Raw genomic sequence first — 14,409 nt, 5'->3', positions numbered from 1 at the left:
TGTACAGAGGATCTCCGTTTATTATTTGCGTGACAGTATAGCTGTAAGTCCCTGAGTCGGAACATGTGAGTCATTGTTATCCAACATGTTAGGCAGTATGAGTGTCGCCTCATACACCTTGCCCTTTCTGCAGGTCGTAAATGATCCATTCATCTCCTCCGCCATCTTCTGACATGTCAAAGTACCTATATGTGTGCTCTCAGCCTTGCTGCTTTCCGGATTTATATAATTTCTGAAATAAATTCTTACCTTTCTCCGATCTATATATACCCTTATATCTATGCTTTTTGATTTGTCCGAATACTTTCTGATGTTGGTAAATACATTGTCGGTTATCCTCTTCATACCCTGAAGATCAACGTAAATTTCGGCTTCCTTGTCCGAGATATCAATGTCGAACTGATATCCATTCTCGCCCAGGAGCACAACATACTCTCCAAGCATCTGGTCAAGGAACGGCCCCGCCGGGAACATCTCCATGTTGAGATCATCACCGCCCTTTGAATATACATAGAAGTATCTGAACATCTTGTCCGACATCGTCCTGAGCTGCTCCGCCTTCTCAGCACTTATCCTTATGTATTCGTCAAGCTCCTCCTGGGATGAATACTCCTTGTTCTGCATGAGCTCCAGATATCCCGCCATGACTGTGAGCGGAGTTCTTATATCATGGGCCATGGCTGTGACCAGATCACTGTTCGCCTGCCATGCCTCACGCTCCCTGCTGAGCTGCTCAATAATGGTCTGCCTCATGGTGTCTACATTCTCCGCCAGCATACAGATCTCATCCTGACCGTGTATTGTTATCGGCCCATTGATATCCACATCCTTGATATCCATGACCTCATTTGTGAGGCGTCTCATTCTGCCTATCTCTCTTCCGAAATAGACTATTATCACACCGATGAACAGGATACAGCATATGACAAATATCGCTATCTCTCCGACATCCTTGATCGTATCATCCGAATAGTCAACTATGCAGACATCAAACACTCCATCCTTGAATAGCACAGGATAGAAATCGTAGTCAAATTCATTGAGGTCTCCTCGCAGCATGCTGGAATTGCCGTAGTAAGCTCCCTCATCCGCGGTCACCGCATCGGATTTCTTCTGGGATTCGCTGCTCGAGGATGCCTTCCTCTTGATCTTTCTGATATTTCCATAGTTGTCCTGTAACAGAATGATTATCTCACCAGTCTCCGAATTCGTTATGACATATTTGTATGCGCCCTTCTTCTCTATCATCCAGTCAGAGTCGAATACTATATCATTGTTGTTATAAATCAGTATGTACACATTGTCGTGCTGCTCCTGCCATGCCCTGAGTGCCTGCGTATCCGTAGCCTTTATGGAATGGCTGGTCACATATGAAGCAAAGCTCTGGATCTGTCTGGCGGATCTCTTCTGTGTATTCGTGTCACTCATGTATACATTTTTCATGTAGCTGTTCAGTGCAAATGTTCCTGCAAAAAAAGCCGATATGGACAATATTAGCCCAAGCAGTATGATCACAAACAGCTTTACCCTGAGTGTCCGCTTAAATGGCATCTTCATATCAGTCTACCTGATATCCCTTTCCATATATGGTCCTAATGATCTCAGGCTGCGCTGAGTTGTCCTCTATCTTCTGTCTGAGTCTGAGTATGTGTACCATGACCGTATTGGAAGATGAAGGAAGATACTTCTCCTGCCATATATTCTCGTAGAGTGCCTCGAGTGACCATGGCTTTCCTCTGTGTTCCACCAGGAAGAACAGAAGTGCATACTCCTTGTCGGTGAGCTTGATGACCTCACCGTTCTTGATCACAATCCTCTTAAATGAGTCAATATTTATATTGCCGACTGAGATATTCTTTGGATCGGTCTCTGATTTTCCGCGGTACACCTTGTATCTTCTGATAAGAGCATTCACCTTGCGGTTAAACTCGCTCTGGGTGAATGGCTTTGCCAGGAAATCATCGCCACCCACATCGTATGCCTCGTTCTGATCCGGCTCCTTCGTCTTCGCCGTCAAGAAGAGGACTGGGATAGATGAAAACTCTCTGATCTGCTGGCATGCCTCAGTACCTGAAAGCTTTGGCATCATTATGTCCATAACTATGAGATCGATGTCCTTGTCCGCACGCACGGTCTCGACGGCCTCAACTCCATCGGCAGCCTCCACAACATCGTATCCAAGTCTCTTGAGATATATATTGAGCAGCGTTCTGATGTCCTGCTCGTCGTCCACTATAAGTACTTTTACAGATTCTTTTTCGTTCTCCATATCGCATTACTCCTTATCCACACCAAATGTATGTACATTATAACAAATACTCATATCTTTATTCCATTCTAAACTTCTTTGTAAGGAAATTTAAGTCATAAAAAAACGGGAACCCTCACTATGTGAGAAGTCCCCGCCTTTTCTTTATAAAATGATTGGAAGAGCTATAGTTAGGTGTGTCTAACTGTTTCTGAGTATATCCAAATTGCCAGCATATGTCAATAACCTGCCCGCCATTTGTAATGATAACATTTATCAGTTCGCTCTTCTCTCCTGTCTTCTTCGCTTTATGCCTCTCCATGCCCCCATGATCATGTCCCTGTACACGCCAGGATTGAATATGAGCAGCAATGGGAAGAGCTCCAGTCGTCCCGCAAGCATGTCAAACATCAGAACATACTTGGTAAATCCCGTCAGCCCGCCAAAGTTTCTGGTAGGTCCTACCTCGGAAAGACCCGGTCCTATATTGTTGAGACACGATGCCACCGCAGTGAAGTTGGTCACCAGATCCCTGCCCTCAAGGGACACAAGAAATACAGACAGGGTAAATATTCCCATCAGCGTGATGAAGTATACATTTACCGCCCTGACTACCTCGTGCTCCACCGGTTTGCCATCCATGTTTATCTTCTTGATATTCTTCGGATGGAAATACGAACTCAGCTCCTTGACAACGGTCTTGAACATTATCACGAGTCTCGACACCTTCATACCGCCACCGGTGCTTCCCGCACAAGCTCCGACAAACATCAGGATGACCAGCACCGTCTTACAGGTCTGTGACCACTGGTCAAAATCCGCCGATGCATAACCCGTCGTGGTGATGATCGATGCCACCTGGAAGGCCGCATGTCGCAGGGCATCCCACATATTTGACATGGTGTTCATCAGACTTACAAACAGTATCGCCACCGATGTCAGGATGATGAGGAAATATGTCCTGACCTCCTCCATGGAAAGTGCCTTTCGGATGTTCCTGAACAGCACAAAATAATAAAAGTTGAAATTCACACCAAACAATATCATGAACACAGTTACAACCCACTGTATATATGGTGAGAAGCTTCCAAAGCTGTCGTTCTTTATTCCAAAACCGCCTGTTCCGGCTGTTCCAAATGCCGTACACAGAGCATCGAACAATGACATATGTCCAAACATAAGGAAAATGACCTCCAGAACCGTCATTCCGAAGTAGATAACATACAATATCCTGGCAGTGTGCTTGAGTCTTGGAACAAGCTTTCCAACGGATGGCCCCGGGCTCTCCGCCTTCATCAGGTTCATATTTGAACCGGACGCACTGTTCATCGGAATGATGGCAAGCAGGAACACCAGAACTCCCATACCGCCTATCCAGTGAGTAAAGCATCTCCACAGCATCATGCCGTGTGACATACTCTCCACATCGCTCAGTATGCTGGCTCCCGTTGTGGTGAATCCCGATATGGTCTCAAACAGTGCATTTGTGAATGAAGGGATCTCCCCTGAAATGACAAATGGCATGCAGCCAAATATACTGAGCAGTATCCAACTGAATGCCGTGGCTACACATCCCTCTTTGAGATATATGGTCTGATTTGCCGGTTTTCTAAGTGTCATAAGCGTTCCTATCACAAGACATGATATTATGACTATAAGGAACGCAAATATTTCATGTTCCTGATATATGAGAGATGTCAGGCATGGAATGATCATGAGCAGACCCTCAAGTCTTATGATCTGGCCAAGTATAAATACTATCATGGAATTATTCATAATCTTCTCCTAATCAAACTGCCTTAAGCAAGTATATCTCTTATATCCGTAAATCCTGTCTCAGTGGTGACTATCATGGCCGTATCTCCAACCTGTATAGAATCCTGACCTGTTGGAAGCAGGATCGAACCGTTTCGATTTATAAATGCTATGAGGAGGTTCTTCTTGAGATTGAGATCCTTCAGCGGTATATCCGTCACCTCCGACTTCTCATCCACACGGAACTCTATCGCCTCAGCTCTTGAGTCAAACATGTGGTAGAGTGTCTCTATGCTGTTACTGTTGGAATTCTTCTTCGCACGGACATATGCGACTATGGACTCCGCAGTTATACTGCATGGATATACAACACTTCCCAGATCAAGGCTGTTTATGACCTCTCTGAAATTGCTCCTGTTTATCTTGGTTATCGTCTTGGCATTTGAATGTTTGCGGGCGTGGAGAGTCAAAAGTATATTCTCCTCGTCGATTCCTGTCAGGGACACAAATGATTCAGTCTCCGCAAGACCCTCCTCGTTCAAAGTCTCCTGATCCGTTCCATCACCATTTATGATTATCGCCCTCGGCAGAAGGACTGAAAGCTCCTCACAGCGCTTCTTGTTCTCCTCTATGATCTTGACGGATATTCCCATGTTCACGAGCTGTCCAGCCAAATAATATGCGACATTTCCTCCACCGATTATCATGGTGTTTTTGACTCTCGCAGTCTTGAAGCCTATATGCTCCATGAATTTTCTGGACATAGGCCGTGTTCCCACACATGACATGATGTCACCGGCCTTGAGGACAAAATCACCGGAAGGGATATAGAACTCCCCGGCTCTCTCAACTGCCGCTATAAGTATATTTATCGGCTTCTGTTTATTTGCAAGATCCTTACCGAGATCAGCTATGCTCTTGTTGTCCAGCACATTCTTCTCAGGGATCTTTATCCTGGTCATCTCCGCCTGTCCGTGTGCAAATGAATTTATCTCAAGAGCCGTTGGCAGATACAGTACCCTCGACACCTCGATTGCAGTCTCAAGCTCAGGGTTTATGATCATGGTAAGTCCAAGCTTCTCCCTGAGATAGCTTGCCTCCTTGCTGTAATCCGGGTCTCTGAGTCTCGCTATGGTCGCGCAGTCTCCGACCTGCTTGGCTATGGTACAGCACAGGATGTTGAGCTCATCCGACGACGTGACTGCAGCTATCAAATCTGCGTTCTGTATTCCCGCTTCAAGCTGCACGCTGTGATTTGCTCCGTTTCCAACTATTCCCATAACATCATACTGATTTGCGTATGTTGCGACCTTCTGGGGATCCTTGTCTATGATAGTTATATCATGCCCCTCATTTGCAAGCTGCTTGAGTATGGCCACGCCAACCTTTCCACAGCCCACTATTATGATCTTCAATCCCGTCTTCTTGCTTGATCTGCTACCAAACACGGATTTATCCTCCTTGATTACCTTCAATTAGCTAAGCCAAGTATAGCATGCTAAATATAAAAATCAACACCTGCCACTTTTCTTTACTGAAACCTTACACGAACAGTCTTATTATGCAACACACCAGCACAAATATGACAAATGCTATGCCGACTATCATATTTGTTCTCTTGCTGAAACCTTTGGTGGGTTTTCTGTAGATTCCGTCATCTTCTTTGTTCTTCTTCATAGCCTTTTCTGTCTCCTGTTTTATTGTTATGAGTTTATTTTATATGTGATTTTCCGCAATAGCCTTAAGCCTCTTTATGAGCAGATTCACATTTGTGTGCCTCTTCAAAGAATTTTCCCCACTCTTTATGAAATCCCATGACTCCCCATAAGTCATATCTGTAGTCACAGTCTCATTCTCCTCAAAAAAACGCTCCAGCGATCCCGACGTCTCATGCTTCATCGAGAACTCCGCCGCCCTCCGCACCTTGCCGTGCTCATCTGAATTTGCATCCCGATACAGGAAATGATCCAGGTTGCTCGAAAAATAGTATACGGAGTATTTTATCTTTTTACTTCCTATCTTTATTGATGACAGCGAAGTGAGCACATCCAGATTCGCACTCTTGCAGAGATTGCGCTCCTTCACGTGATCCGGATTTGCCGTCACAATGATATCCGGGTAGTATACCGGCTTGTCTTCATTTCCCCCATCAGTCACGACCAGATTGTCATCTATGTACGCCCCATCCATATCCACAAAATGAATTATCTCCACAATGTCCTTCGGATACAGGCCCGTCCTCTTTAGCAGAGGACTGACCATTATCTCATCTATAAACCGCTCTATGTTGTCAGGATGTATGCCATTCTTTGAGGTTATATCACCGCCAAAGCTTCCGTCATCCTGCATGAGCATGGCAAATTCCAGAACAATATCAGGATCTATATCCTCCAGAAGCTGTCCAAATGGCACCTCAAGAGCATTCCGGTCCGACACTCCCTCGACAAGGAACAGGAAGATCTTCTTCTTAGGTCGTTTCCCCATGATCCATACCTGCCTTTCTGAATGCCGATACAATCTTGAACCTCTTCGTATTCCTATACAGCTCCTCGTCCTGTTCTCCAACCACGATCTCCCTGAAATAAGTATTTCTGAGATTGTTGCTGCTTCCGATTCCCTTCATACGGATATACCTATTTCTCGGATTTGTCGTGGTGAAATATATATAATCCTTGCTTATGACCTCCAGCGGTCTGAGGTTATGCGATGTAAATATAAACTGCCCCTTGCCAGACTCCTGGAACGTCTGCAGCACCTCTCCCAGAAGATACTCAAACACACCGGCATCCAGCTCGTCTATGGCTATCGTGCACGACTGCTCATTGTACGCATCTATTATCAGACTGAGCACCGACACGATCTTGCGGATACCGTCGGACTCGTACCTGAATGGCATGTGCACTCTTCCGTCAGGCGCAGCCTCCTGATTGTGGAACACACTCATGTCCGTCTCATTTCTGCTGGACACTATCTCCACCACATGTCCCATACTGCCATCCTTCATGAGGGCAGGCGACAGCTCGTGAAGATCAACATTAAGTCCCGGAACTATCTGGCTGAGGACTATGTTTATATTCTCAAACTGGCTCTTTATCTCGCTGAAGACTATCTCCGGCATGATGTTCGGCACATCCGTCTTCAGAAGGAATTTACCGCTCTGTGTGTATAGCGGAAGTCCGTAGTTGAGTCTTATATATCCTGTTGATTTCGTGTCTACCACATGAAGATAGAGCTGACTGTAGTACGCCAGCTCCAGTATAACCTGATAAAACTCAGAGTATAACCCGCACTCATCGCACACCTTTGCAGTTCCGAGCGAGAAGATAAACGACGCCGACTTTTCCTGCGCCAGTCTTCTCACCACATTCAGCTCATCCACGAACTTTCTGTCATTTGTTATGAAATATTTCTGCTTCGATACAGGCCCGAACGGCATGTCGTCAGTGCATGTGTCAATCACAGGCTGAAGTATCATCTTCCTGCCCTCAAAATCACCTGACATACTCAGTTTCTCACCCGATATGCGGACTCTGTAGCTCGGCTGGCCACTGTTCTGATCCTCTCCTCCGTACTGTCTGAATCCGTTATTTGTCTCATTCTCCACGGCGGACATGAGGAATTCGTACACAACCTTTCGGATGCGTCCGTCCTCGTACTGAAGGTCAAATGTAAACTCCAGTCTGGCCATCTCCTGACCCTTTGCCACACATTCTGCATACACCGCCGGAACCTCAGCTCCAATCATCAGAAGCTTCAGTATGGCAAGCGCCTCTATAAAACTCGTCTTACCCGAGCCGTTCTGTCCATAAAGTCCCAATATATCTGATTCTGTTCCATACGGAACAAACTTCTTTCCACAGGCAAATACTATCTCTCCATGCTCCACACTCTTGAAGTTGTCAAGCACCGCTTTCTGCAGTCTTATCGTGGGAAGCCTATCCCAGTGGTCTTCTCTAAATTGTCTGATTCTCATTCACGGTCTCCTCAGATGCTCTTAATATAACGTCATAAAACTGTATTACCATTATATTGTTATCTCCAATTTCCGTCAACAGCCATCAAGTTTTTCGAATTTTATATTCTATTTTTTTGATCTTTCACAGCTTTACCATTTCTATATCTTAACGGTGGTTCTCCCACCGCCGCAGAAAATTTCCTGATAAAATAACTTACATTTGGGTAACCTGATTTCATGGCAATCTCGGTAACCGACAGATCTGTGGACTCGAGAAGATGCCTTGCATACTTAAGTCTAACATAGTTCACATACTGTGTGAGCGTCATGTGAAATCTCTCACTGAAGAATCTTGACATGTACTTTTCCGACAGATGAAAATGTTCAGAAAGCTCAGCAAGACTTATGTGCTCATGATAATTATCCTGTATATATATAAGTATCTCCTTTTCCAGTCCACCTGACGCTCTCCCTGTCTTCGCTTCAAGCTGATCGTATTCCACTAAAAGATCTACAACCTGCAACAGTCTGATTCTCACCTGTATCTGTCTGTGTGTTCCAAATTTCCCATTTTCCTCTGACAACTCATCAAGAATAGGTATAAGTTTTTCAAGCAGATTCCGATTCGTCACTTCAGGTCTGAATTCCCGTGTGTGATTCCTAAGAGGAAAAAATATCTCATCCTCCAATTCATCCTTGGTCTGAAATGATATGAATTCCATCGGAAACAGAAATGTAAAATAATCCACTGGTGTTTCCGGGGCGGCCATCATATGCAGCACTCCCGGACTTACTATATATACAGCTCCGTCATCCCCTATAAATTTCTGTCCATCAATCTCAACCATAAGTGGACCTTTCCTTACATATATTATCTCCACCTCATCATGCCAATGAACCGGGATCTGGAATGCATGTGGCCAGTATCTCATATGATACTCACAAAATGGATATTCTCTTGTCCCGTGTGGATGATTTTCCTTTAATTCTGCGTACATCTTAATCTCCTGCCTCCACATTTGTCTCATACTACGTTGTCATACTACCCCATATGTGGAATATGTGCAACTTTTGATTGATATAGTACAAGATTCAGCCTGTAGAAATGCGATATTATACAATTTAGTTACAATATATAATTTGGCACTAGTCTGCAAAGGAGCAACGGTTATATGAAGAAATTATCTGCACTTTTTATACCTATATGTTTTGAAACACTTTTCTATATGTTGTCCGGTATGGTTGACACACTCATGCTATCATCAGTTGGGGACTATGCCGTGGGTGCTGTCGGAACCGCCAACAGTTATATCGGAATGTTCATCATCATGTTCTCCATCATATCATCCGGCATGATGACGGTCATGACTCAGAATATCGGCGCAGGCAGACCTGGGATTGCTTATCAGGCACGCCAGCTTGGTCTTATATTCAACTCAGTCATAGGTATGGGAATGTCTATATTCCTGTTCATTTTCTCCGGAAATATTCTTGATCTGATAGGAATAGCCGGAAACCTCAGGGAACCTGCCATGAGCTATCTTGAGATCGTTGGCGGAGGGTGCTTCCTGAATGCGCTGATTCCAATATTTGCAAGCTACCTCAGGGCATTTGGACATACAAAGCAGCCTCTCATCGCTACCATAATCGGCAACCTTGTAAACTTCGCCTTAAATGCAGTATTTCTCTTTGCGCTGCATAAAGGGGTGCAGGGTGTCGCTACAGCGACAGTCATATCCAAGGTTATCAACCTTGCAATTGTTATCTTTTTCTCCTGCACCCTTGTAAAAGCAGGAAAAAATCCCGAAAGGCTTTCTAACAGAACTGTCCTTTCACAGATCATCAGAGTCGGACTGCCATCTGCATTCGAATCCGTTCTGTACAATGTCGCCATGATGCTGGTGGTCAAGTTCCTGAACCAGATGGATACTGACGGAATAAATGTCACGGCACGATCCTACGCAACCCAGATAAGCAACTTCTCCTACTGCGTCGGCTCAGCGCTCGCCCAGGCAAATGCCATCATGACAGGATGGCATATCGGTTCCGGCGATATAGATGCATGTAAAAGAGATACCAAAAAGGCCGCCATCATCGGTGTGATCGTGGCGACCTGTCTTGAAACTTTATTTGCAGTCACAGCCCCATGGGCCATGAAACTGTTCACCGACAACCCGGACATGGTACATATTGTCACAAGGCTCCTTGCTATTGACATCATCCTCGAGGTTGGCAGAGTTACAAACCTTGTCTACGGCCAGGCCTTAAAGACCAGCGGAGATGCGGTATTCCCGGCCGTCATAGCAGCTGTCTTTATGTACGTGTGTGCTGTCGGCGGTACATGGATGTTCGGCCTGCACCTTGGGCTCCTTGCAACCGGCGCCTACATAGGCCTTACCTGTGACGAATGTGTACGCGCAGTTGGTATGGTCCTGCGCTGGCGAAGCGGAAAGTGGACGGAGAAGAAACTGGTGTGATAATACCCTAGTACCAGACATATTCCAGAATGTATCAGACCAGACATACGCCAGGCATTTATCACAGTATTCCCCCTATCATATGCACCACAAATGCTGCAAGCCACGCCACAACGCACTGCCAGATCACTACCATGACAGCCCAGCGATGTCCCATCTCTCTCTTGATGGAGGCGATGGCTGCTATACAAGGCGAGTAAAGCAGGCTGAATACGAGCAGCGATGCTGCAGCCCTGGTTGTGATAGCTGCGGTCACTGATCCGTTAAACAATATCTCAAGTGTGGATACCACACTCTCCTTCGCCATGATACCACTTATGAGCGACGTACATATTCTCCAGTCGCCAAGTCCAAGAGGCTTAAATATCGGCACCAAAAGTCCGGCTATCGCAGCAAGTATGCTGTCCTGCGAGTCTTTCACCATATTGAGGTGCATATCAAAGCTCTGAAGGAACCAGATACATATAGTTGCAAGAAATATAACTGTGAACGCCTTCTGAAGAAAGTCCTTTGCCTTCTCCCACAGGAGCTGGCCTACGTTCTTCGCACCCGGAAGTCTGTAATTTGGAAGCTCCATGACAAAAGGAACCGCATTGCCCTTAAACAATGTGCTCCGATAAACCATAGCCACAATTATTCCTATCGCAATTCCAAGGAAATAAAGCCCTGCCATAATAAGGCCGCCCTTTCCAGGGAAGAATGCGCTTACAAAGAACGCATATATAGGAAGCTTCGCCGAACAGCTCATGTATGGAGTGAGCAGAATAGTCATCTTTCGGTCTCTCTCACTCGGGAGTGTCCTGGTTGCCATGACAGCCGGAACCGTACAGCCAAAGCCTATCAGCATCGGAACTATGCTCTTGCCGGAAAGTCCGATCTTCCTTAGCAGCTTATCCATGACAAATGCAACTCTGGCGATGTATCCGCTGTCTTCCATGAGCGACAGGAAAAAGAACAGAGTCACTATGATTGGAAGAAAACTGAGCACACTTCCGACACCCGCAAATATTCCATCCATAACAAGGCTCTTGACGACCACATTTACATTTGCTGCGGTGAGAAGCTTTCCCACCTGAACCGTGAGTGCATCTATCCCCATCTCTAAAAGTTTCTGAAGTCCAGCTCCGATCACGTTAAATGTCAGATAGAACACCGCCAGCATGATACCTATAAAGCATGGGATTGCGGTATACTTACCCGTAAGAATGCGATCTATCTTTTCGCTTCTGATCCTCTCCTTGCTCTCCTTTGGCTTGACTACACAGTTTTCACATACCTTTTCTATGAAATTAAATCTCATATCAGCTATGGCTGCACTTCTGTCAAGTCCTCGCTCTTTTTCCATCTGGATTATAAGATGTTCTATCGTCTCTTTCTCGTTCTCATCAAGTCCAAGCCTTTCAAGTATGAGATGATCTCCCTCTATGATCTTGGTCGCAGCGAATCTAAGTGGCAGATCTGCTGCCTTTACATGATCCTCTATAAGATGCGCCACCGCATGTATACATCTGTGAACAGCTCCGCCAAACTCATTCTCATCACAGAAGTCCTGTCTTCCAGGCTTTTCCTGATACTTGGCTATATGTATGGCGTGTCTTACAAGCTCATCCACACCCTCGTTTTTTGCCGCAGATATAGGCACAACCGGGGTTCCAAGCATGGCCTCCATCCCATTTACATCTATGGAGCCTGAATTGCCTGTGACCTCATCCATCATGTTGAGTGCAACGACAACCGGTATCTCCATCTCGAGAAGCTGCATCGTGAGATACATATTTCGCTCTATATTAGTAGCGTCTACTATATTGATGATAGCCTTTGGGTGATCGTCAAGCACGAAGTTTCTGGACACGATCTCCTCGCTGCTATAAGGAGACATCGAATATATTCCGGGAAGATCTGTCACGGAAGTATTTTCCCTGCCCCTTATCGGACCATCCTTTCTGTCGACAGTTACTCCGGGGAAATTGCCTATATGCTGATTTGATCCGGTGAGCTGATTGAACAGTGTCGTCTTTCCACAGTTCTGGTTTCCAACCAGGGCAAATGTAAGTCTTGTTCCTTCCGGAAGCGGATCGCCGTCCCCTTTGACGTGATATTTTCCTTCCTCGCCAAGTCCCGGATGTTCCTTCTCCTCTATTGTCTCAACCCTAGTGTGAGCTCTGGATCTTGTCTCTATCTGCTCTGCATCTATCTGCTCTGCATCTGCCAGTCTGAGTGTAAGTTCATATCCATGGATCTGAAACTCCATAGGATCGCCCATAGGAGCAAGCTTCACAAGGGTGAGCTCCGCACCGGGGATAACACCCATGTCAAGAAAATGCTGTCTTAGCTCTCCTTCACCGCCAACTGCCTTTATTCTGGCACTCTGTCCTACCTTCAAATCTCTCAGTGTCATAATTGATTATCCTTCTTTCATCATTCGTCCAGATTCATCCACGCAGTCTTTCAGTACCACAAAATCGTCTGTCGAATGCCGTCTATTTATGTCTATTGATATTTTTTCTCAATTATAGCACGATGCGTTGTATGCGCAATATATAGATCCTGATTATCGTCTATATTTTCACGGCTTTTTCATGTGCATCTCTGTCTATAGAAGTCAGTTCCTTAAGTTCCCTCACCGTAAACACACCGCAGACAATCGCAGTTATTCCGTCCGCTATCGGTCCCGCATACATGACACCATCGATCCCCATGAATATAGGGAATATGATGATGAGAGGAAGCAGAAATAGTATCTGTCTTGTGAGTGACATGAACACACCAAGTTTCGCCTTTCCTATAGAGTTGAAGAAGTTTGATGTCACCGGCTGGATTCCATTTACGATGGTAAGAAACATATATATCCTGAAGTATCTCTCTGAAAACTGGAAGTACAGCTCGCTTCCCTCTCCAAATGCGCTGATGATCTGTCTTGGGAAAAACTGGAATGCCACAAATGCAACAATTGACAGAGCTGATGCTGCTGCCAGTGCCAGAAGATAAGTCTTTCTCACCCTCCTGTACTTTCCTGCGCCATAGTTGAAGCCTATGATCGGCTGGGTTCCCTGTGATATTCCTATAACGATTGCCATGAATATCATGTTTACCTTGCTTATTATTCCTGAACACGCAAGTGGTATGTCGCCTCCATACACCGACTGTGCTCCGTATCTTGAGAGAGTATTGTTCATGACAACCTGGACTATCGCCATGGCTATCTGATTGAAACACGCCGACGCACCGAATCTGAATATATTGCCGCAGGGCTCTCCTCGCATAACAAAACTTTCCCTGGTAAGATGTATTGTCTTGAAATGGAACATATATCTGAGGCTTATGGCAAATGATATGATCTGTCCTGTGATAGTTGCCAGCGCCGCACCGCGCATACCCATATCGAGCCCGAATATAAGTATCGGATCAAGTATAGTGTTGATGATGGCACCTGTCAGCATGGATATCATTGAATACCTCGGACTTCCATCAGCCATGATCAGCTTGCTCATTCCGGTATTCGCTATCAGGAATGGGAAACCTATCGCTGTTATCCTTGTGTACTCCTGTGCAAATGGCAGAACCTTGTCAGTTGCGCCGAATGCCTTTAGCATAGGTGTCAGGAATATTGTCGTCACAAGGAAAAGTGCCACGCCAAATATCGCCATGAGACAGATTCCATTTCCTGCTGCCTCAGCCGACTTCTTCTCATTTCCGGCACCAAGCTTCAAAGAAAAGCTGGTCGCACTTCCTATGCCAAGAAGAAGCGATATCGCAGTACATGCCGTTGAAAGAGGAAATGCTATATTTGTCGCAGCATTTCCAAGCATTCCCACTCCGTGTCCTATAAATATCTGGTCAACTATATTATAAAGTGCTGTCACCAGCATGGATATGATACACGGTATGGCAAAGGTTGTGAGCAGATGTGCCTCATTCTCATATCCAAGGGGATTGTTCTGATTTTCATTTGTCTTTGTGTTATCAGATGTCAT

General features: G+C 45.4%; 11 protein-coding genes. 1 reads left to right on the top strand and 10 read right to left on the bottom strand.

From position 1 onward, the window contains the following. Positions 1 to 21 precede the first annotated feature (21 nt). The 8 genes from DWX57_RS09665 to DWX57_RS09635 form a co-directional block, all read right to left on the bottom strand. Positions 22 to 1,557, bottom strand: coding sequence for a HAMP domain-containing sensor histidine kinase (locus tag DWX57_RS09665; protein ID WP_120123912.1), 1,536 nt, complete (start codon positions 1,555 to 1,557; stop codon positions 22 to 24). A 1-nt stretch (position 1,558) separates the two neighbouring features. Then, the gene (locus DWX57_RS09660) at positions 1,559 to 2,269 is read right to left on the bottom strand and encodes a response regulator transcription factor (RefSeq protein WP_015534035.1); all 711 of its coding nucleotides are present in this window, start codon (positions 2,267 to 2,269) and stop codon (positions 1,559 to 1,561) included. A gap of 255 nt (positions 2,270 to 2,524) precedes the next feature. Further along, complete coding sequence (locus DWX57_RS09655) at positions 2,525 to 4,024, bottom strand: TrkH family potassium uptake protein (protein WP_015534036.1); 1,500 nt, start codon at positions 4,022 to 4,024, stop codon at positions 2,525 to 2,527. Between the two features lie 23 nt (positions 4,025 to 4,047). Further along, positions 4,048 to 5,451: a Trk system potassium transporter TrkA gene (trkA, locus tag DWX57_RS09650; RefSeq protein WP_055147099.1), complete on the bottom strand. Its 1,404-nt coding sequence runs from the start codon at positions 5,449 to 5,451 to the stop codon at positions 4,048 to 4,050. A 94-nt stretch (positions 5,452 to 5,545) separates the two neighbouring features. Continuing rightward, positions 5,546 to 5,680, bottom strand: coding sequence for a hypothetical protein (locus tag DWX57_RS14550; protein WP_015534037.1), 135 nt, complete (start codon positions 5,678 to 5,680; stop codon positions 5,546 to 5,548). A gap of 39 nt (positions 5,681 to 5,719) precedes the next feature. Further along, positions 5,720 to 6,487: a hypothetical protein gene (locus DWX57_RS09645; RefSeq protein ID WP_015534038.1), complete on the bottom strand. Its 768-nt coding sequence runs from the start codon at positions 6,485 to 6,487 to the stop codon at positions 5,720 to 5,722. Beyond that, positions 6,471 to 7,976: an AAA family ATPase gene (locus DWX57_RS09640; RefSeq protein WP_015534039.1), complete on the bottom strand. Its 1,506-nt coding sequence runs from the start codon at positions 7,974 to 7,976 to the stop codon at positions 6,471 to 6,473. The genes DWX57_RS09645 and DWX57_RS09640 overlap by 17 nt, the downstream gene beginning before the upstream one ends. A gap of 101 nt (positions 7,977 to 8,077) precedes the next feature. After that, on the bottom strand, positions 8,078 to 8,956 hold the full coding sequence (locus DWX57_RS09635) for an AraC family transcriptional regulator (RefSeq protein ID WP_015534040.1): 879 nt from the start codon (positions 8,954 to 8,956) through the stop codon (positions 8,078 to 8,080). 174 nt (positions 8,957 to 9,130) lie between these two features. Between DWX57_RS09635 and DWX57_RS09630 the strand changes: the two genes are divergently transcribed. Next, positions 9,131 to 10,435: an MATE family efflux transporter gene (locus tag DWX57_RS09630; protein WP_118758153.1), complete on the top strand. Its 1,305-nt coding sequence runs from the start codon at positions 9,131 to 9,133 to the stop codon at positions 10,433 to 10,435. A gap of 61 nt (positions 10,436 to 10,496) precedes the next feature. Here the strand turns inward: DWX57_RS09630 and feoB are convergent, their stop codons facing one another. Then, positions 10,497 to 12,833, bottom strand: coding sequence for a ferrous iron transport protein B (gene feoB / locus DWX57_RS09625; RefSeq protein ID WP_120123910.1), 2,337 nt, complete (start codon positions 12,831 to 12,833; stop codon positions 10,497 to 10,499). A 160-nt stretch (positions 12,834 to 12,993) separates the two neighbouring features. Beyond that, on the bottom strand, positions 12,994 to 14,409 hold the full coding sequence (locus DWX57_RS09620) for an MATE family efflux transporter (RefSeq protein WP_120123908.1): 1,416 nt from the start codon (positions 14,407 to 14,409) through the stop codon (positions 12,994 to 12,996).

This window comes from Coprococcus sp. AF19-8AC (genome assembly GCF_003603115.1).
Classification (GTDB): domain Bacteria; phylum Bacillota; class Clostridia; order Lachnospirales; family Lachnospiraceae; genus Coprococcus; species Coprococcus aceti.
This window is presented reverse-complemented; position numbering and strand designations above follow the sequence as displayed.